Consider the following 19,115-nt stretch of genomic DNA (forward strand, 5'->3'; position numbering starts at 1 on the left):
GGTGCCCAGGTGCTCAGCCGGGGGGCTCCAGCCGCACGGCGAACCATTGGATCGAGCAACCTGGCGCCAGCTCCAGCTCGCAGGCGGTGTCGAGCAGCCGGCCGGCACGGGCTTCCGGATCGGCCAGATCGGCCAGGTCGGCGGGAGGCTCGCCCAGGGCCTCCACATGGGAGGCCAGCCAGAGCAGGGTTTCGGCCGCCGTGAGGATGCATTCTCCCTGGCCGGGCTCCAGCACCACGTAATGCTCGAGCTCCCGCAGCAGCGGATCGGACAAGGCCAGGACAGCGGTGGATCCCATCCTGGCGGGTGGGGGGCCTGGCGGATGGGCAGCCTCAGGCCCGTCCCACCTCGGCCAGCACCCGGTCCCGCCAGGCGAACAGGGGCTCAAGCACGGGGTTATCAGCGATGCCTTCCACACCCCGCCCGGCCAGGGGGGCGCCGGCACAGGTGGGGAACTTCAGCAGGTACAGCTGGGCCACCACGGCGAGGTCGGCCAGGCTGAGGCCATCTCCCTCCAGGTAGGGGCGCTGGGCCACCAGCAGGGCGAGCTGCTCGAGGCTGCGGTGCAGTTGCCGCACCTCGCAGGGCCCCAGGAGGTCGCGCATCGCCTCGGTGGCGGAGCCAATCAGGCCACCGGGCAGGGCTGCCACCAGATCGCGCAGGGGGCCCGGGGTGGCCTCAGGCAACAGAGCCGTGCGCAGCACCGGGTCGCTGGCCGCCGCCTGGAGCAGGGCCAGACGGGCACCCCGAGCCAGGGCGGTGTCAGCCCAGTCCTCCAGAAGCAGCACCCTGGCGCGGGCGATCGGATCGGCCGGCAGCAGGGGTGGCTGCGGGTGGGTGCCCTCCAGGTGCAGGGCAATGGCCGTGGAATCGGGGATCACCTCACCGCCCTCCACCAGCACCGGCACCTGCCGCTGGCCGGAGAGACGGAACAGCTCCAGCTGGCCCAGGCCGGGGGTCACTTCGACGATCGTGGCGTCCAGACCCTTGCGGGCCAGCAGCAGGCGCACCTTCTCGCAGAAGGCGGAATGTCTGAACTGATGCAGCTCCATGGACCCTCGATGACGGCTGTGCGTGGCCCTGGGCGGCAGAGTAGCCAGCATCCGACCAGGACCGCCGCCGAGGCCATGAAAGAGTTTTTCGTCAATGTGACCCGCTATCCGCGCTATCTGATCGCCTTCAGCCTGGGGGTGTTCAACTCGGTGTTCGAACCCCTGGCCCGGCGGCGCAGCAACCCGGTCACGGCGGTGGCCCTGGTGGGCGCCCTGATCAGCGGCATGGTCAGCCTCACCCTGGTGCTGCGTGCCATGGTGCAGACCGGGCCGGTTTCGTAGTCATGGCACAGAGCCGTCGGGTGGAGCGGGTGGCGGCCCTGATCCGCCGCGAAGTGAGCGAGCTGCTGATCAGCGGCATCAAGGACGAGCGGGTCCAGCACGGCATGGTGAGTGTCACCAGCGTCGAGGTGGCCGGCGATCTGCAGCACTGCAAGATCTTCGTGAGCATCTTCGGCAGCGCCGAGGATCAGGAGGTGGCGATGGCCGGCCTGCAGGCAGCCTCCGTCTACGTGAAAGGGGAATTGGGCCGCCGCCTCAAGATGCGCCGCACACCGGAGGTGGCCTTCGTCCTCGACCGGGGGCTGGAGAAGGGCAACACCGTGCTGGGACTGCTGCAGCGCCTGGAGACGGAGCGGCGCGAGCGCGGTGACGGGGAAGGCCCGGCGGATCCCGCAGATCCGGCGGGCGCCACCGACTCCGACTCCGACTCAGACTCAGAAGCCTGACTCGCCCCATGGCGCCATCCATCGACCAGCAGCAGGCCCTGGACCGCACCGTCGCCGCCCTGCTGGTGGTCCGCTGCAGCGGCCATCCGGCCGATGGCCAGCGGCGCTATCCCCGCTGGGAGCTGGACAACGCCAGCCTGCAGCGCCTGTTGAAGCGCGGGGTGGGCGGGGTGATCCTGCTGGGGGGGAGCGCCGCTGAACTGCGGCTGCGCACCCGCCAGCTGGCGGCCTGGGCCAGCGAACCCCTGCTGCTCTGCGCCGATGTGGAGGAGGGGGTGGGCCAGCGCTTCGAGGGGGCCAGCTGGCTGGTGCCGCCCCTGGCCCTGGCCCGGATCCACGCCGCCGACCCCGCCTTGGCCCTGGATCTGGCCCGGCGTTACGGGGCCTGCACGGGCCGGGAGGCCCGCCAGCTCGGGCTCAACTGGGTGCTCGCCCCGGTCTGCGACGTCAACAACAACCCGGCCAACCCGGTGATCAACGTGCGGGCCTGGGGGGAGGATCCGGCCACGGCCGGTGCCCTGGCGGCCGCCTTCTGCCTTGGCGCCCAGGCCGAAGGGGTGCTCACCTGCGCCAAGCACTTCCCCGGGCACGGCGACACCGCCAGCGACTCCCACCTGGAGCTGCCCCTGCTGCCCCACAGCCGCGCCCGTCTGGAGGCCGTGGAGCTGCCGCCGTTCCGGCACGCCATCGCGGCCGAGGTGGCGGCGGTGATGACGGCCCACCTGCTGCTGCCGGCCCTCGACGCCGAGCACCCGGCCACCCTGTCGCGGCCAGTGCTCACCGGGCTGCTGCGCCAGGAGCTCGGTTTCGAGGGGCTGATCGTCACCGACGCCCTGGTGATGGAGGCGATCGCCGGCCGCTACGGAGCCTCGGAAGCTGCCGTGCTGGCCCTGGAGGCGGGGGCCGACCTGGTGCTGATGCCCAGCGATGCGGACGGGGCGATCGACGCCATCGTCGCGGCAGTCCACAGCGGCAGGCTGCCCCTGGAGCGGCTGCAGGCCAGCCTGGACAGGCGGCGCCTGGCCCTGGGGCGCTGCCCCGCCGGCGACGCCCACAGCGCCGCCACCCCCCTGGGCCAGCTCAGCAATGGCCCCTCCCCCTCCGACCAGGCCCTGGCCCTGGAGCTGGTGCAACGCAGCCTGGAGCTACAGGGACAGGGACCGGTGCGGGACCCCGGGGTGAACCTGATCCGGCTCGACAACAGCCTGGGCTGCCCCTTCCTGGCGGCGACCGCTCCGGCCCTGGCCCTGCCGGCGGCCGCGGGATGGCGGGTCTGCCTGATCGACGGCCAGGGGCCCTCCCCCTGGAGCGGGGATGGGGAGGCCCCCCTGGCCCTGGAGCGGCTGGGCGAGGGTCCGTTGCTGCTGCAGCTGTTCGTGCGCGGCAACCCGTTCCGCGGCCGGGCCGACGGCCCGGATCCCTGGCCTGCGGTGATCCGCCAGCTGCAGGCCGCCGGTCGACTGGCGGGCCTGGCCGTGTACGGCAGCCCCTATGCCTGGCAGGCCCTGAAGCCGCTGCTGGAGCCAGGCGTTCCGGCCGCCTGGTCACCGGGGCAGATGGCCCTGGCCCAGAGCCAACTGCTGGGCCACCTCGGCTTCGGGCTGAAGGCAAGCGGCGGCAGCGCCCCTGGCGCAGCAGCTGAGGTGGACTTCACCGACTGATCCCTCACCGGCGCCTAGCCTCCTGGCACGACCGTCCTGCCCCGCAGCGTCCGATGCTGAGCCTGTCGATGATCGTGCGCAACGAGGCGGAGCGGCTGGAGCGCTGCCTGCTTTCGGTGGCCGGCTTCGTCGACGAGATGGTGGTGGTGGACACCGGCTCCGACGACGGCACGGCAGCGATCGCCGCCAGCTGCGGCGCCAGCGTGCACCATCTGGCCTGGCCAGGGGACTTCGCCCCAGCCCGCAACCACGCCCTGGATCTGGTGACCGGCGACTGGGTGCTGGTGCTGGATGCAGACGAGTGGCTGCGGCCCGAATCCCGCGCACCGCTGAGCGTCCTGATGGCGCAGCCGCAGCTGCTGCTGATCAACCTGCTGCGCCAGGAAGTGGGGGCTGCCCAGTCCCCCTACTCCAGCGTCAGCCGCCTGTTCCGGCGCCATCCAGCGATCCGCTGGAGCCGCCGCTATCACGCGATGGTCGACGACAGCGTGGCCACCCTGCTGGAGCAGGAGCCCCACTGGCAGGTGGTGGCCTGCGGGGAGCCGGCCCTGGTGCACGAGGGCTACCGCCCGGACCTGCTGGCGGCCTCGGACAAGGCCGCGCGCCTGCGCGAAGCCATGGAAGCGGAGCTGGCCGCCAGGCCCGGGGATCCCTACACCTGCGCCAAGCTCGGCGCCCTGGAGGTGAGCCAGGGCCATCACGCCAGGGGTATCGCCCTGCTGGAGGAGGGGTTGGCCCAGGCCGAAACGACCTCTCTCGCCGTGCGCTACGAACTGCTGCTCCATCTTGCGATCGCCCGCAGCCCTGGGGAACCCGCCGCCGCCGCCGCCCTCTACCGCCAGGCCCTGGAGCTGCCCCTGGAGGAGCGACTGACCCTGGGGGCCCGGCTCAACCTCGGGGCCCTGTTGTTGCGCCAGGGAGCCCTGGAGGAGGCGGCGGCCCAGACGGCGGCTGTGACCCGCCTCTGCCCGGAGCTTCCCCTGGCCTGGGTCAACCTGGGCCTGATCGAACGCCAGCGGGGTCGCCTGCTGGAGGCGATCGCCGCCTACCGCCAGGCCCTGGCTCTGGAACCGCAGCAGGCCGACGCCCAGCGCAGCCTGGCGGCCGCCCTGCTCCTGGCAGGCGACATTCCCGGGGCCAGGGATGGTTTCCGTCGGGCGATCGCCCTGCTGGAGGGCCAGGGCCAACAGGAGCAGGCCACCGAGCTGGCCCGACGGGCCGGCGCACTCGTCCGGCTGGACGCCTGATGGATACGACGCTGCCACTGGCCGGCCGCACGGTCGCCGTGACCCGGGCCGAAACCCAGCTGGGCGCAGCGCGCCAGCTGTTCGAGCAGGCCGGCGCCAGCGTCATCGACCTGCCGGCCCTGGTGATCGGCCCCCCCGATCTCTGGGGCCCCCTCGACGATGCCCTGGCGGAACTGGATCAGTTCCACTGGATCGTCTTCTCCAGCGCCAACGGGGTGGACGCGGTGGAGCAGCGGCTGCTGCGGCGGGGATTCGGCCTGGCCCGCAGGCCCAGGGGGGTCCGCCTGGCCGCAGTGGGCCGCAAGACCGCCCAGTCACTGGAGGGCCTGGGGGCCCCAGCCGATTTCGTGCCCCCGGCCTTCGTGGCCGACAGCCTGATCGAGCATTTCCCGGTGTCGGGCTGGGGGCAGCGGCTGCTGCTGCCGCGGGTGCAGAGCGGCGGGCGCACGCTGCTGGCGGAAGCCTTCGCCGCCGCCGGCGCCCGGGTGGTGGAGGTGGCCGCCTACGAGACCCGCTGTCCGGCGGGACTGCCCACCGGGGCCCTGCAGGCCCTCGAAAGGCATGGGCTCGATGCCATCACCTTCAGCAGCGGCAAAACGGTGGACCACACCGCCCAGTTGCTGGCCGGCAGCTTCGGTGATGCCTGGATCCAGCAGCTGGAGGGGGTGCAGGTGATCTCCATTGGCCCCCAGACCAGCCATCGCTGCAGGGAGCGGCTGGGTCGGGTGGATGGGGAAGCGGATCCCCACGATCTGGAGGGGCTGGTGGCGGCCTGTATCAGGGCGGTGGCAGCGGCTTGCTGACCTTGCGATCGCCGCTCTGAAGGATCAGACGACCTTTCGGGATATCGACAGCGGCAACGCTCCAGCCGGGGGGAAGCAGTTTCGTTTCGCGGCCGCCGCGATCGCCCCGGCGCAGGCTGCCGCTTTCGCCGTTGAAGGTCGCCACCACCTCGGTCTGGCCGCCGCTCTGGATCACACCAGAGATCTGCAGCTGCTGCAGAAAGACCGGGGGGGGAGCGCCGCCACCGCTGTGGCACCACGACCAGCCGCCCCAGGAACCATCTCTGGCACGAGGGAACCGAAAGGATCCTTGCGACCCACAGGGAAAGCCGCCACCACCTGCTGGGCGGTGGGCAGAGGGGTCAGGCCTGCTGGCACTGCCCCAGAGGCTGCGGAGGGGGGGGCTGGCCTGGGTGGGGCCGGCGCCGGGGGGGCTTCCACAGTGGGAGCAGCTCCACATCCAGCAAGCAGCAGTGACGCCAAGGCTGCGAAGCCGAAGCGGCCGTTACCCTTTCTCAACCAGGTCGCGAAATCGGTCAAGGTTGGCCTGCAATTCTCTGGTGACGATGCCCCCCATGATGGTGGGTTCCATCAAGGGCGCAAGCGCGCCGGGGAGTTCATAGCTCACCGTCAGCTTGACAGCCGTGAGGTCGGGTCCCAGGGGATAGAAGCGCACGGCCCCCTTGGTGGGCAGGCCACCCACCGATTCCCAGTGCAGCCTCTGGGAATCGACACGCTCGGTGATCCGGGCCTTCCAGTGGAAACGGAAGCCTTGGGCCGCCAGGGTCCAGTCGGTGAGGTCAGGGTCATCGAGGGTGACAACCGATTCGATCCAGCGCATCCAGCGGGGCATGGCCTCCAGATCGCTCCACACCTCCCAGACTCGGGCCACCGGGGCCTTGATCTCGGTGGTGACGCTGTGCTCGAGCCATTTCCCCATGGTTCCGCTCCTAGGCCACCGCCGCGCAGGTGGCCAGGGCCACGGGTTGGTTCAGGATCGCAGCCGCGGCCAGCCGGCCGCTCATTGTGGCCCCCTCCATCGAGTCGATGTAGTCCTGGCGGGTGTAGCTGCCGGCGAGGAAGAAATTGGCCACGGGGGTGCGCTGGTCGGGGCGGAACGGCTCCATCCCGGGGGCTTCCCGGTAAAGGGACTGGGCCAGTTTGACCACGTTGCTCCAGACCAGCTGCAAACCGGCGGCGGAGGGAAACAATTCACGCACCTGGCGATCGGTGTGGGCGACGATCTCCTCGGTTTTCAAAGGAATCCAGGGGTCACCGGGAGTGAGCACGCACTGCAGCAGGGAACCCAGTCCCTCCCGCCGGTAATCGGCGGGGCTGGCCAGGGCCAGGTCAGCAAAGCAGCTGAAATCGGCATCAGCGGTATATAGGAGATTGTCGAGACCGGCCGGGCGGCTCAGGTCGGCGCGCCGGGCCTGGGGTTCGGCCCCATCGCCCAGTTCGGTCACCCAGCCGTCGTAACGGAGCTGCACTGTGGCCACCGGCACCGTTTCCAGTCGGTCGATGGCGGCGAACTCTGGGAATCGGCGCCAGGCCTGGGGCAGCAGCCGCTGGGCTCCAGGCACATCGCAGGCGGCCAGGTAGGCGTCGGCCTCCACCCGCTTCTCCCCATCCGGAGTGCCGAGTACCAGGGAGGTGACGACAGTCCGGCCGTTGCGCTCCTCGTGGCGGACCTCGCTCACCCTGTGGCGCAAGTGCAGGCGGCCGCCCCGGGCCTGGATGTAGTCGAGGATCGGACCGGTGAGCCAGCGGTGGGGGGAACCCTTGAGCAGGTTGAGCTTGGAGGCCTCGGTTCGGGAGGCGAACATCATGAAGATGGTGAGCATGCAGCGGGCCGAGATGGCCTCGCAGTCAATGAATCCCAGCGCGTAGGCGATCGGGTTCCACATCCTCTGGATGCTCCTGGGGCTGCCCCCATGGCCAAGGAACCATTTCTGGAAGCTGATCGCATCCAGGGAGCGGATCACCGTCATGGCTCCGTCGTAATCGATCAGCCCCCGGACAATCGGGCTGGTGCCAAGTGCCAGGGCATTGCGCAGCTTGTCGATCCAGTCGAGCTGGGACGTGGTGAAGAAGGCCTTGAGACCATTGAACGGAGCCCCCACGGGAAAGCGGAAATCCAGGGCCCGCAGGTCCCCGCCGCGGTTGACGAACAGGTGCCAATGCTCCTTGGGCAGGAGATTGTCGATGGCGCCCACCTTGCGCATCAGGGCGAAGAGGTTGGCGTAGTTGAAGAAGAAGACGTGCAACCCCATCTCGATGTGGTTGCCGTCCGGGTCCTCCCAGCTGCCGACCTTGCCCCCCATGAAGGGGCGGGATTCATACAGATCCACCGCATGACCGGCGTCGACCAGATCCACGGCAGCGCTCAGACCGGCCAGACCCGCACCCACGATGGCAACCCGCACCCTTGGATTCCCGCGAAGGTCACGACTCTATGGACCGGAGCCTACCCACGGCGGATGGATCTCCATAGAGTGGGCTCTCACCGCGTCGTCCGGCGGCCCGATTCTTCCCATCCGACCCCCTTGCGCCCGATGAGCAGCCCCGTCCAGACCCCCAGCTCCACGGTCACCGCCACAGCCGCCGTTACAGACAACGTCACAGCCACGGCCGGTGTCGATGGCAAGGGCATCCTGATCACCGAGCCCGCCATGCGCCAGCTCGGCACCCTGATGGCCTCCCAAGGGGGAGACAAGGTGCTGCGGGTGGGCGTGCGCTCCGGCGGCTGCAGCGGCATGAGCTACACGATGGATTTCATCGAGGGCACCGGGATCCTGGGCGACGACGAGACCTACACCTACGAACCCGCCGGGGCCCCGAGTTTCCGGGTCATCTGCGACCCCAAAAGCCTGCTGTACATCTACGGCATGCAGCTGGATTTCTCCTCGGCCCTGATCGGCGGCGGCTTCAACTTCACCAACCCCAATGCCTCCCAGACCTGCGGCTGCGGCAGCTCTTTCGCGGTCTGAAGTCGGGCCGCCGCTGGCGTTGTGGCCCCGTGGCGTGGGAGTCTGACGATCCTCACCCAGCCTCCCCCAGCCGCCATGACGGCCCAGCAGGACTCCCGCTTCGACCAGGCCATCGCCCGCTACCAGCAGGGGGCTGCGCCCGAAGACCTGATTGATGAGTTCCTGCAGATCACGGCCCAGGAACCGCGCCAGTCAGCCGGATGGACCTGCCTGGCCTGGTTGCAGTTGCTGCTTGACCAGCCCCAGGCGGCCCTGCCCTCGGCCCGCAACGCGGTCAAACTCAATCCCCAGGATCCCCAGGCCCGCATCAACCTGAGTGTGGCGATGCTGGAGACGGGGGCCAAGGGGGTGCGGGAGCATATCGACGTGGTCAAGCGCGTGATGCTGATGGCCCCCGAGCTGGCGGGGGAACTGCAGGGCTCGATCGCCGATGGCCTGCAGCGCCGGCCGGGCTGGCAGGCCCTGGAGAAGGTGAAGGCCTGGCTCAGCTGAGTCCCGACCGTCCCTGGGCAAGGGTTTCAAGCACGGTTTCGGCGATGCGCCGGGAGCCCCCCGGCGGCCCGACCCGCTCAAGGGCCGCCTGGACACAGCGCGCCGGCAGCTCAGCATCGGCCAGCAGGCGCAGGATCAGATCGGCGGCCTCCTGAAGCTCGCCGCTCTCGGCCGGCCGCCGCCCGACGGTGTGGACCGTGGGACCCAGCAGCCGCATCTGGGATTCGGCGAAGGCATAGCTGAACTGGGGACCGCGTCCCACGAGCTGCACCACCGGCAGTCCGAATCCCACCGCCTGCTCCACGGCGGTCCCAGCCATGCCCACCACCAGATCACTGGCGGCCAAGATCGACGGAAGGGCCCCCTGCAGCAGGCGCACCTCCAGGTGGCCGGAGTCGGAGTGGAGCACCCCATCGGCCAGATGCCAGCCCACAGAGGCGGCCAGGGATTCCAGCTCCGACCAGTGCGGGCTCTCCACCACGGCGACAAGAAAGCGCCAGTGACCATCCCCGGCCAGGCTCCCCAGCTGGCTGCAGAGCCGCAGCATCAGCACCAGGTTGTGGAGCGCCTCCGGGAAGCGACTGCCGGGCACCAGGGCCAGGCTTCGGGTGCCCTGCTGGCGGGACACCTGGCCGGGGTCAGGGGGAGGGAGATCCATGATCGGGTAGCCGCGGAACAGGGCCTTGGCCAGGCCCTGGGCCTGGAGGTCGCTGGCGGTGAAGGCATCACGGGTCAGCACCAGCCGCACCCGCCGGCGGCGGCAACACCAGCGGGTGAAGGCGGAGAGCCGCAGCCTGCCCTCATAAAAGCTCGAGGTGGAGACCAGGAACACCACCGTCGGCCGCCCGGTGAGCAGGGCGAAGATCAGCGGGACGTGGTCGCCGATGCTCACCACCAGGTCGTAATGGCGGCCCTGGCGCCAGGCCGTCCAGAGCTGGGCCAGGCTCTGCTGCAGCCAGCCGGCTGCCAGATCCTTCCAGATGTTCAGGCCCTGGTACACCATCCCTCCGGACGGCAGGGTCCTGCCCTGGAAGAGGAGCGGCAGACCCCGGCGTCCGTAGGCCGAGCCAGCGCCCACGATCGGCAGGGCCGCCAGTTGGAGCCCTGACGCACATTGGCGCAGACCGTCCGCAATCAATCCCCCATTGAGATCCTCCCCATGACCGTTGCTGATCAGCAGGATCCTGGGAGCAGGGGAAAGGGGCACACGGGACACCAAGTCCGGTCGAGTTTAGGTTTGGGCACAGCCGGGATTCCCGCTCCCTCCCGGCTCACCCCAACGGCATGAGCACTCCCGCCACGGGCCCTGGCGCCCAAATGCGCCGCGTTCTCGACATGGTGCTGGTGGCCGACGTGTTCCTCGTGCTGGCCGGGGCCCTCTTCTTCGCGGTGGCGGTCGTTCTGCATGGCCAGCAGCTGGACGCCCCCCTGGAGCTCTTCCAGCGGCTGTGGCAACCGCTGTTCACCCCGGCCATTGGCGTGCTGATGGCGGCGGCGCTGCTCAGCGGCGCTCTGGGCTGGTGGCAGCGGCGAGGGCAGCGCTGAGGTCGGTGAACTGGAAGTGAAACCCCTGAGCCAGCAGGCGATCGGGCCTCACCTGTTGCCCTTCGAGCACCACCTTGGCGCCATCGCCGAGCAGCAGTTGCAACAGGGGGCCCGGCACGGGCAGCAGGCTGGGCCGGCCCAGGTCGCGGCCGAGGGTGGAGGCGAAGATCGCCATGCGGGTGGGCTCAGGGGCCACGGCGTTGTAGGGGCCGGCGTACGAGGCGTCCTCCAGGGCGGTGGCGATCAGCCGGCAGAGATCGTGGCGCTGGATCCAGCTCATCCATTGCTGGCCGCTGCCCACCGGCCCGCCGAACCCGGCCCGGAAGATGGGCAGCATCTTGCCGAGGGCACCGCCGTCGGGGCCGATGACGATGCCGATCCGCAACACCACAACGCGGCAGGCTTCGGGGGCGACCTGGGTGGCGGCTTCCCAGCGGGCGCAGAGCCGGCCGAGGAAATCGTCGCCCGGCGGGCTGGCCTCCGTGAAGCAGCCCTCCAGGCTGGTGCCGTAGTAGCCCACCGCCGATCCGCTCACCAGCACCGAGGGAGGCTTGGCCAGGTTCGCCATCGCCCGCACCAGCTGGGCCGTCGTGACCAGCCGGCTGTCGAGCAGCCGCTGGCGATAAGTGGGCGTCCAGCGCTGGTCGGCGATCGACTCACCGGCCAGGTTGACAACCCCATCGGCCGCTGCCAACGCCTCAAGCAACGGGGTCTGGAGCCAGCTGGCCGGATCAGCCAGATCGAGGCAGAGGTTGGTGATCCTGGGATCGGCCGCCTCGCTGTCCGGCCGGGGCCGCCGGCTCACCAGGGTCAGCTGGTGGCCGAGGTTGAGCAGGAACGGCACCAGCTCCCGACCGACGAAACCCGTGCATCCGAGCAGAAGCAATCGCATGCCCACAGGTTCATCGCAGTCCTGTTCCGAGGTTAGGTTCCGCCGGCCCTAACCTGGGCCGACCGTTCCTCCGCACGATGGTTGACTCCGCGCCTGCCGCTGCCTTGAGCCTCAAGAAGGGTGCCCTGGTGAGGGTGAACAGAACGGCCTACACCAACAGCCTGGAGGCCGGCGCCAGTGATCCGGTGGCCCCCAGCTACCTGTTCGAGGGGCCCGGGGAGATCCTCGCCATCCAGGGGAGTTACGCCCAGCTGCGCTGGCGCCGGCCCGTACCCGATGTGTGGCTGCGGCTCGACCAACTCGAAGCGATGCCCGCGGCCTAGGAGTTTGCGGAAAAACCGTCTCATAAGCCGCGCTTTACACTCCTCATTGAGCTGATCGTTCCGGGATCGGGCTGGATTTTGATGTTTCAGCGGTTCAGATCGCACGGTTCCGATGGTTTTGCGTTGTTTTGGCTCTCTTGCGAGTGCCGTTTGGCCACACCTCTGGGCAACCGAGTGTTCACGCTGGGGCCATGGCGGGCTTGAGCAGGTTGCCCAGGTGGATCAAGGTGTAGGCGATCACGTGCAGGCCAAACACCTTCTCGATCCCACGGCGGGCATTGATCGATTGGGCACCGCCCTCATGCCGGGTGATGCGGCCATCGATCGCCGAACCACCTGGGCGAGAGGTGTTCTGCGCCACGTGGGGGGTGACATCGAGCCGGCGCATCTCAGCAACGAATGCCTTGGTGTCGTCGTTCTTGTCGGCGCCGATCGTCTTCTGTGGGCACCGGCAAGATCAGCGGCCATCGCCTTGGCCGCATCCCTTTCGCCGTAGCCATTGGCCGGTGTGATGCAGCAGTCAACGATCAGGTCATGGCGGTTGTCCATGAGCACAGGGCCCCGGTAGCTGGGTCGTGCGGAATGGGTGATGGGTCGTCCTGACCATCGATTCGCTCCAACAACGCGTGAGAAGCCCAGGCCTGGAGTAGAAATCCATCCACCGAGAAGTGCTCATTGCTGAGAAGGGGTTTCACCACCGGTGCCCCATCAGCAGCGTCTCCAGGAACTTGCCCATCACCTGCTCGTTGAGCAGGTGATCCCTGTTCTTGGTGAACCTGGTCGGGTGCCAGATCGGATCCTCGGGGCTCAAGCCCACAAACCAGAGGAACAGCAGGGTGTAGTGGAGCTGCTCCAGCAGCAAGCGTTCGGAGCGAATCCCGTAGAACGCCTGCAACAACGAGGCCTGCAGCAGTTGCTCCGGCGGCACCGATGCGCGGCCTTCTGAGGCAGACAGCTCACAACAGGTGGGATTGAGTCGATCGAGAGCTTGATTCGCCAACTTCCGAATCCTCCGCAACGGGTGGCTGGCCGGGATCCGCTCCTCGATCGACACCTAGGAGAACAGGGAGCCACTGAGCTCCTGCTGACCTCGCATCATGACTTGGGCCGTTGCCCCGTTTTCGCAGAGGTGGCGGGGGTTTTCAGCAGGCTCTTAGGGGGTAATGGTGGCGGTGCCGGCGAAGAAGGCCTGGGCCGCGGCCTCGGCATCGATGCTCACGGCACAGGCCTGAGCCAAAGGAGCCCGTGCCCTTGATGGCGAACACCAGGGGACTGCCGATCTCAAGGCTCCAGCCCAACAGGTGGCCGTAGCCATGGCCGTTTGCAGGAATGCTGCATGCCCCATGCAGGGCGCTGTTGGGAACCAGGGCCACGGCGAAATGGAGGACCTTGTGGGTGTCAATACCTATTACGACGTCGCTCTGTTCAGCGAAGGAGGGCTATCTGAGGGTTGGTGGTGCCATTGACACCTAGTAGAGAAATCAGCAGGCAAGCCGGCCAGAACTTGTGATGGGGCCTCTTGACCAGGCTCCTATCAGCTCACGACACTCCCTCTGGTCGGCCCCATCCACCCAAGACTACAAATCTGTCTAGAGGCACCAACAGGGGCTGCTTGGCCAGCCAGTACAGAAGTTAGCTTGGATGGAAGGGATTACCAGAATCATCACAGCCAGGCAAGATGATTCCCTGCTGCCGATCTGGCGGCGATGGTCAAGCTAGGCTGTACAGCGTCGATTACTGTAAGCGGTGGATTGATCCTCAGGTTGGGGCACAATCTTGGTGGTTGAGCTGGTTGACGTCAATCGCAGGAGTCAGTGATGGGCCGCATTCCAACCTGGCGCTGGCGCCTTCTGCGAGGCTCATGGCCACCCGCTGGCTCTTCACGGCAAAAAGCCCCTCCGCCGCCTAACGCGATCAAGGAGCGGGCATATCTGCTGAGCAAGGCTGCCCCCTGGAGAACGGCTGAGGAGAATTTGGAGCTGGCGAATCGGGAGCTCACGAGACCCTGGCCGTTTCCATTCCTGGTTTCCCTGTGGCGATGGACTGGGATCTCTGAGAAAACAGGATGGGAATTATTTGCTGGCATCTCGCTTCCAGTTCTATTGACTGCCGGCGGATGGTACATTACGACATTGGATAACACGAGACAGCGGGAGATGGCAGGCGATGTTCAGAGAAACAACGTATTGCAGGCTTATGTGGAAAGTATTAAATCACTTCTTCTGGATAAGGAACAACCCCTAGTCGCTTCAAATCCAAGCACGGTGTCACAAGGGATTGCTCGGGCATTGACGCTTGCTGCTCTGACGCAGCTTGACAGCAAAAAAGGCTCCATCCAGGATCGGGTTGGCGTGAATGTAAAGAAAAGTCTGGCCATTAACTTTCTGCTTGATTCAGGTCTGAATAGCACACCAGGAATGATCTTCTCCCTCAGTGGAGCCAACCTCAGTGGGGCCGACATCAGCGGGGCTGATCTCCGCGGGGCCGATCTCAGCGGGGCCGATCTCAGCGGGGCCGACCTCCGCGGAACCGACCTACGTGGGACCGACCTACGTGGGGCCGATCTCAGCTTCGCCAATCTCAGTGGGGCCGACCTCAGCGAGGCCTTTCTCAGCGGGGCCAAGTTCTGGCACACAATTTGCCCGGAGGGGAACGAAACGAACTTGGATTGCCTGGTCCCTCCTGCAGGTCAGTGATTGCATCCACAGCCTTCTGCGATGGTCGTGGCCACGGGAGACCCCCCATCAACCAAGCCGTTTCCTGCGTTCACGCGGCCATTGGCTCGTGAATGGGGTGGCTTTTCCAGAGTCTCCCTAGAGCGCCAGCCGGCGCCGTTCCTCCTTCAGCCGGCTGCGGCGCTGGCGGGCCTCACGCAGCATCTCCTTGCCGTCATGGAGGTAGCTGTCCACGTAGCCCATGGTGTAGCGCTCCAGCTCCACCAGGGCATCCTGCACCTGGCTGAGGCAGTGGTAAAGGCTGAGGCCAAACCCCCGTGCCACCGCTGGGCAGGCCCGGGAGCGGTAGAGGGCCTCCACCTTCTCCATCCGTGAGCGGCTCTGCTCGAGAAAGGAACAGAAGGCCTCCATCAGGTCGTCGTCGTAGGGATCAGCCGCCAGGGAGCGCAACTGGGCCGGGAAAGGATTGATCACCTGGCCGATCAACCGGTCGATCGGCACATACACCTGCTGGAGCCAGCCCAGCAGCTCCTCGTCGCTGGCCGCCCCTGCGCCCCGGCCCGGGCCTGAACCATGTCCACCGGGGCGCGGCGGAGCCACCACCCCAAGCCCGGCGCCGTGGTCGTAGTGGCGGCGACGGTCCCGATCCCGGAGCACTTCCCAGGCGGCATTGAGGGCCAGGATCGTGCATTGATCGCCTCCGGCATCAGGGTGGTGCCGTTTGACGAGGGCTCGGTAGGCGGCCTTGATCTCGGCGAGGGTGGCCCCGGGGGGAACCCCGAGGGTGGCGTAGTGGTCGGCTGGGGTCCTGGCCATGCGCTGGAAGCGCCGTCTGGCACCAGCATCGCCGATGGAGCAGCCCGCTGGAGCTCAAAAAAAAGCCCCCCTTGGAAGGGGGGCTGGGGGGGTGGTGAGGAAGGGTGAGAAGGAAGGAACGCCCAGGCCAGGAGACCTGGAGGGGACCCGGAGGATCAGAACTTGAACCGGGTCGAGACGAAGCCGCCAAACACGTTGCTGGACTGGCCGATGGTGGTGAACTGGCCGTTGGGCTTGCTCAGGAAGAACAGCGTTGGGGTCACGCTGATGGCGTCGGTGACCTGGAAGTTGTACCACCACTCCCAGGCAAAGTTGCCGTCCTGAGGGGTCTCGCCGTTGCGCAGCGAGGTGGCGAAAACCGGCTGACCGACGGCCATGCCGGCCTGGTTGCCCTTGATGAACACATCGGACCACTGCAGTCCGACGCTCCAGGACTGGCTGGCGCCCCGGTTGGTCGACTGGTTGAAGGTGGGAACCTGGTCGAAGCCCGTGGGGACGTTGAACGTGGTGGCGCCTACACGAACCGACCGGGTGAGGGGGTTCAGGCTGGGCTGGGTGAGGGCGTTGTAGCCCCAGCCCAGGTTGATCGAGGGGATCCAGCCGCTGTTCTTCGGCTGCCAGGCGGCCGTCAAAGCGAAGTTGTTCGAGTAGGAGGCGCTGCTGTTGAAATCGCCTGCACCAACGAAGTTGTTGTTGATGTTGGAGCAGTCGACCGCTGGCTGGGCAAAAGAACTGCCACGGCGGAAGTTCTGGTTGCACTGCAGGTAGCTCCAGGCGAAGGCCGTGCGCCACTGCTTGCCGACTAGGGCCAGCTGGGTGGTGAAGGTGCCGGCGCTGCGCTCGGTGAACAGGCCGCCCTGGTTCGGGTTGCCGTTGTCGCCATTGGGGGCGACGTACATGGTGGAGGCAGCGAAGTAGGGCTTGCCCTTCTTGACGTTCTGCTTCCAGACCAGGCCGAAACCGGCACCGGTGGCCTTGTTGTAGGTGCCAGGAGCACCCCAGAGTGAAAATACGTCGAGCAGGTCAGGCTTGTAGAACCAGGGCGTGACAGCGAGAGATTCCGTGTTCCTGACCCTGGCACCGAGGAAGACGGTCAGATCCCTGCCGATCGGGAACTTGTAGTAAAGACGATCGAGATTGACGACGTTGGCGCCACCGGTGGGAGCAAAGGCCCGATCCAGGGCCATCAGGTTGTAGGGCTGGCCGTTAAAGGGGCTGTTGTTGAAGTTGCCGCTGCGCAGGCGGGTGTACAGCAGGTCCTTGCCAGTAAAGCTGGTGAGGAAATTGAGGCGGACGTCGTAGTTGAAGACAGCGCCGCCCCAGTTGCGCCGGTTGCTGTTGGGGAAGGCGTTGGCGGCAGCGGCCGGAACACCGAGGGCCGGGTTGGGCAGGGTCTGGTTGCCACCGAAGCTGTTGGCGCCGATCACGAAGACCGTGTCACCCTGAAGCCTGGTGGTAGTGGAGAACTGGGTGGCTTCCAGCTCACCCACCTTGGCCTCCAGGCCATCCACGCGGCCGCGCAGCACGGCGAGTTCCTTCTCGAACTCGTCCATCAGGCGCTTGAGCTCGTCGGTCACCTCGGTGATCCGGTCGAGGCAGGCGTTCAGCAGGGCCGCCGCTTCGTAGCGGGTCATGGCCTGGCCGCCCTTGAAGGTGCCGTTCGGATAGCCGGCGACGCAGCCGTAACGCTCGACCAGGTTGGAGAGCGCCTGGAAGGCCCAATCGGTGGGCTTGACGTCGGAAAACTGGTTGACGCTCGTGACCTGGTTCTGGGCTTCCCAGGCCTTGAAGCTGTCGATGTTCTGCTGCTCCATGTAGGTGGAGATCTCCGCCCTCTGGGAGGGGGAGATCTCACTGGCGGAAGCGGCAAGCGGCGAAAGCAGCCCAAGGGCTACCGGCGCCAGCAGAAGTTGCTGGAAGGGTTTCATTGGTCCTCACACCAAAAAGAGGAATCCCCGTAAAGGGGGTGGCTCAAAACTATTGGAATCCCATCCCAAGTCATCTGGTCTCGATCACATCTGGAGGTATCGCAGATGACATGAGCGAAGGTGCACATTCAAGGCAACAAAAAAACCGGCTGCAAAGCAGCCGGGCAGACACAAGGAGGTTGTGAGGGGTGGATCCGAAAGGATCAGAACTTGAAGGTGGTCTTGATCAGGCCGCCAAAGTTGTTGAACTCGGAGCCGCTGTTGGGCAGGCCGCCGATGTTCTTGGAGATCTGACCGAGGGGGGCGCTCAGGTAGTAGAGAGCCGGGGTCACGCTGATGTTGTCGGTGACCTGGAACTTGTACCACCACTCCCAGGCGTAGTTGCCATCGGCGATGGTGTTGGCGGAGAGAATACCGGGCAGCGGGGTGCCACGGGTGACTGAGGTCAGGAACGTGGGCTGACCGACCGCCATGCCGGCGGAGTTGCCCTTGATGAACACATCGGACCACTGCAGACCGACGTACCAGGACTGGCTGGTGGCCTGGGTGAGGCCGACACCGGGGGTGGTGACCAGATCCGTGGCACCGTTGGTGAACAGACCGTTGTAGTTGCTGGTGTTGATGCCCCAGCCGCCGCTGATCGAGGGGATCCAACCGGAGTTGGTTGGCGACCAGTAGGCGCTGATGCCCACCGAGTTGGTGGAATCGGCGTTGGTCTGGAGGATGGTCGCCAGAGGGGTGCCGTTGCCGGTGTAGAGACCCGTGCCACCCGAAGAGTAGGTGTAAGCCGCCGCGATGCCGTAGTTGGCACCGCTGTAGGCCACCTGAACCGTGCCGGTCTGGGCGGAGCAATCGTTGCCAATACCGCCGCAAGTGGCGAAGTCGGTGCTGGGGGCGCCATTGCCGGCATTGGCCGACACGTAGTTGGCACTGATGCTGAAGCCTCCGCTCTTCCACCACAGACCACCACCACCACCGAGGTTGAGGCTGTAGGTGCCGGGGGCACCGGCGTAGGTGAAGATGTCAAGGATGGTGTCAGCCGGGTAGGCGCTGGGCCACACGGCGAGCATGTCGTCCTGGCGGACCCGGGGACCGATGGTGGCGGTGAAGCCGGAGCCGATCGGGAACTGGTAGAACAGCCGGTTGATCTCGACCATGTTCGGACCGGCAGGACTCTCAAATCCAGCTTCCAGGGCGTTTAGGCCGACCACGGGCCCCCCGAAGGGGCTATTGCCGAAGTTGCCGGCGCGCATGCGGGTGCGCAGCAGATCCTTGCCGGTGAAGCTGGTGTCGAAGTCGATGCGCAGGTCGTAGTTGAAGACCGTGGCGCCCTGCTGGCGGCGAGCCTGGTTGGCCCAGGTGTTGGGCACAAAGCCCACAAGGGCTGCATTGGGACCGAAGGCACCCGGGACCAGGGCCGGGAAGGTGGTGAAGGCTGCCGCCAGGGGGCTCACCCGAGCGTTGCCGCCGAAGCTGTTGGCACCGATCACGAAAGCGGCGGTTCCCTTGAGCTTGGTGGTGGTGGAGAACTGGGTTGCCTCAAGCTCACCCACCTTGGCCTCCAGGCCATCCACGCGGCCGCGCAGCACGGCGAGTTCCTTCTCGAACTCGGCCATCAGCCGCTTGAGCTCGTCGGTCACCTCGGTGATCCGGTCGAGGCAGGCATTCAGCAGGGCCGCCGCTTCATAGCGGGTCATGGCCTGGCCGCCTTTGTAGGTGCCGTTCGGGTAGCCGGCGACGCAGCCGTAGCGCTCGATCAGGTTCGAGAGGGCCTGGAAGGCCCAGTCGGTCGGCTTGACGTCGGAAAACTGGTTGATGCTGGTGACTTGCTCCTCGGCGGCGTACTTGTTGACGCCGTCGATGTTGAGCTCAGCTGCCTGGACCGCCACGGGGGCGAGCAGGCCGAGGGCTGCGGGAGCAACCAGCAGTTGCTGGAAGAGTTTCATGGGGTTCCTCACACGGAAGCGGCGCAATGCGCCAAACG

The 19,115-nt window shown here is 67.0% G+C and carries 20 protein-coding genes and 1 pseudogene; 10 read left to right on the forward strand and 11 right to left on the reverse strand.

Annotated features, from left to right (window positions below; genetic code table 11):
* Window positions 1-13: 13 nt before the first annotated feature.
* Window positions 14-274 carry a chlororespiratory reduction protein 7 gene (locus KQ305_RS14155; RefSeq protein WP_259726074.1) on the reverse strand — a complete coding sequence of 87 codons (261 nt, stop codon included), beginning with the start codon at window positions 272-274 and terminating at the stop codon, window positions 14-16.
* Window positions 275-332: 58 nt separating this feature from the next.
* Window positions 333-1,052, reverse strand: coding sequence for a glutathione S-transferase family protein (locus KQ305_RS14160; protein ID WP_259726045.1), 720 nt, complete (start codon window positions 1,050-1,052; stop codon window positions 333-335).
* 75 nt (window positions 1,053-1,127) lie between these two features.
* Here KQ305_RS14160 and KQ305_RS14165 point away from each other — a divergent pair, with 75 nt between their 5' ends.
* From KQ305_RS14165 to KQ305_RS14185, 5 genes are read left to right on the forward strand one after another with little or no spacing between them, the layout of a single operon-like run.
* Window positions 1,128-1,334, forward strand: a complete 207-nt coding sequence (locus tag KQ305_RS14165) for a DUF751 family protein (RefSeq protein WP_259726046.1) — start codon at window positions 1,128-1,130, stop codon at window positions 1,332-1,334.
* Window positions 1,335-1,336: 2 nt separating this feature from the next.
* Window positions 1,337-1,780, forward strand: coding sequence for a 30S ribosome-binding factor RbfA (gene rbfA / locus KQ305_RS14170; RefSeq protein ID WP_259726047.1), 444 nt, complete (start codon window positions 1,337-1,339; stop codon window positions 1,778-1,780).
* An 8-nt stretch (window positions 1,781-1,788) separates the two neighbouring features.
* The gene (locus KQ305_RS14175; RefSeq protein WP_259726048.1) at window positions 1,789-3,441 is read left to right on the forward strand and encodes a glycoside hydrolase family 3 N-terminal domain-containing protein; all 1,653 of its coding nucleotides are present in this window, start codon (window positions 1,789-1,791) and stop codon (window positions 3,439-3,441) included.
* Between the two features lie 53 nt (window positions 3,442-3,494).
* Window positions 3,495-4,688, forward strand: a complete 1,194-nt coding sequence (locus KQ305_RS14180; RefSeq protein WP_259726049.1) for a glycosyltransferase — start codon at window positions 3,495-3,497, stop codon at window positions 4,686-4,688.
* The gene (locus tag KQ305_RS14185) at window positions 4,688-5,491 is read left to right on the forward strand and encodes a uroporphyrinogen-III synthase (RefSeq protein WP_259726050.1); all 804 of its coding nucleotides are present in this window, start codon (window positions 4,688-4,690) and stop codon (window positions 5,489-5,491) included. The genes KQ305_RS14180 and KQ305_RS14185 overlap by 1 nt, the downstream gene beginning before the upstream one ends.
* Here KQ305_RS14185 and KQ305_RS14190 read toward each other — a convergent pair.
* The 3 genes from KQ305_RS14190 to zds all read right to left on the reverse strand — a co-directional run bounded on the left by KQ305_RS14190 (window position 5,466) and on the right by zds (window position 7,896).
* A complete protein-coding gene (locus KQ305_RS14190) occupies window positions 5,466-5,666 on the reverse strand; it encodes a hypothetical protein (RefSeq protein WP_259726051.1) in 201 nt (66 codons plus the stop codon). The genes KQ305_RS14185 and KQ305_RS14190 overlap by 26 nt on opposite strands.
* A 309-nt stretch (window positions 5,667-5,975) precedes the next feature.
* Window positions 5,976-6,410: an SRPBCC family protein gene (locus KQ305_RS14195; RefSeq protein ID WP_259726052.1), complete on the reverse strand. Its 435-nt coding sequence runs from the start codon at window positions 6,408-6,410 to the stop codon at window positions 5,976-5,978.
* Window positions 6,411-6,420: 10 nt separating this feature from the next.
* A complete protein-coding gene (zds, locus tag KQ305_RS14200; protein ID WP_259726053.1) occupies window positions 6,421-7,896 on the reverse strand; it encodes a 9,9'-di-cis-zeta-carotene desaturase in 1,476 nt (491 codons plus the stop codon).
* Window positions 7,897-8,025: 129 nt separating this feature from the next.
* Here zds and KQ305_RS14205 point away from each other — a divergent pair, with 129 nt between their 5' ends.
* Together KQ305_RS14205 and KQ305_RS14210 are read left to right on the forward strand one after the other, a co-directional pair.
* The gene (locus KQ305_RS14205; protein WP_259726054.1) at window positions 8,026-8,460 is read left to right on the forward strand and encodes an iron-sulfur cluster assembly accessory protein; all 435 of its coding nucleotides are present in this window, start codon (window positions 8,026-8,028) and stop codon (window positions 8,458-8,460) included.
* A 75-nt stretch (window positions 8,461-8,535) separates the two neighbouring features.
* Window positions 8,536-8,952 (forward strand): M48 family metallopeptidase, encoded by a 417-nt coding sequence (locus tag KQ305_RS14210; protein ID WP_259726055.1) that lies wholly within the window; start codon window positions 8,536-8,538, stop codon window positions 8,950-8,952.
* On the opposite strand, the gene KQ305_RS14215 is transcribed toward KQ305_RS14210, so the two are convergent.
* Window positions 8,945-10,159: a lipid-A-disaccharide synthase-related protein gene (locus KQ305_RS14215; RefSeq protein WP_259726056.1), complete on the reverse strand. Its 1,215-nt coding sequence runs from the start codon at window positions 10,157-10,159 to the stop codon at window positions 8,945-8,947. The two genes, KQ305_RS14210 and KQ305_RS14215, sit on opposite strands and share 8 nt — an antisense overlap.
* A gap of 110 nt (window positions 10,160-10,269) precedes the next feature.
* Here KQ305_RS14215 and KQ305_RS14220 point away from each other — a divergent pair, with 110 nt between their 5' ends.
* Window positions 10,270-10,497: a hypothetical protein gene (locus KQ305_RS14220; protein ID WP_259726057.1), complete on the forward strand. Its 228-nt coding sequence runs from the start codon at window positions 10,270-10,272 to the stop codon at window positions 10,495-10,497.
* Here the strand turns inward: KQ305_RS14220 and KQ305_RS14225 are convergent.
* Window positions 10,454-11,389 (reverse strand): TIGR01777 family oxidoreductase, encoded by a 936-nt coding sequence (locus KQ305_RS14225; protein WP_259726058.1) that lies wholly within the window; start codon window positions 11,387-11,389, stop codon window positions 10,454-10,456. The two genes, KQ305_RS14220 and KQ305_RS14225, sit on opposite strands and share 44 nt — an antisense overlap.
* A gap of 77 nt (window positions 11,390-11,466) precedes the next feature.
* Here KQ305_RS14225 and KQ305_RS14230 point away from each other — a divergent pair, with 77 nt between their 5' ends.
* Complete coding sequence (locus KQ305_RS14230; protein WP_259726059.1) at window positions 11,467-11,712, forward strand: NAD(P)H-quinone oxidoreductase subunit O; 246 nt, start codon at window positions 11,467-11,469, stop codon at window positions 11,710-11,712.
* Window positions 11,713-11,890: 178 nt separating this feature from the next.
* Here the strand turns inward: KQ305_RS14230 and KQ305_RS14235 are convergent.
* Window positions 11,891-12,766: pseudogene (locus tag KQ305_RS14235) on the reverse strand (transposase).
* A 1,102-nt stretch (window positions 12,767-13,868) separates the two neighbouring features.
* On the opposite strand from KQ305_RS14235, the gene KQ305_RS14240 reads away from it, so the two are divergent.
* A complete protein-coding gene (locus KQ305_RS14240; protein ID WP_259726060.1) occupies window positions 13,869-14,408 on the forward strand; it encodes a pentapeptide repeat-containing protein in 540 nt (179 codons plus the stop codon).
* Window positions 14,409-14,525: 117 nt separating this feature from the next.
* On the opposite strand, the gene KQ305_RS14245 is transcribed toward KQ305_RS14240, so the two are convergent.
* From KQ305_RS14245 to KQ305_RS14255, 3 genes are all read right to left on the reverse strand, one after another.
* Window positions 14,526-15,203 carry a J domain-containing protein gene (locus KQ305_RS14245; RefSeq protein ID WP_259726061.1) on the reverse strand — a complete coding sequence of 226 codons (678 nt, stop codon included), beginning with the start codon at window positions 15,201-15,203 and terminating at the stop codon, window positions 14,526-14,528.
* A gap of 155 nt (window positions 15,204-15,358) precedes the next feature.
* The gene (locus KQ305_RS14250; protein ID WP_259726062.1) at window positions 15,359-17,131 is read right to left on the reverse strand and encodes an iron uptake porin; all 1,773 of its coding nucleotides are present in this window, start codon (window positions 17,129-17,131) and stop codon (window positions 15,359-15,361) included.
* Window positions 17,132-17,334: 203 nt separating this feature from the next.
* The gene (locus KQ305_RS14255) at window positions 17,335-19,077 is read right to left on the reverse strand and encodes an iron uptake porin (protein WP_259726063.1); all 1,743 of its coding nucleotides are present in this window, start codon (window positions 19,075-19,077) and stop codon (window positions 17,335-17,337) included.
* Window positions 19,078-19,115 lie beyond the last annotated feature (38 nt).

Origin of the sequence: Synechococcus sp. CS-1332, from assembly GCF_025127995.1 — a bacterium.
GTDB lineage: Bacteria > Cyanobacteriota > Cyanobacteriia > PCC-6307 > Cyanobiaceae > Cyanobium.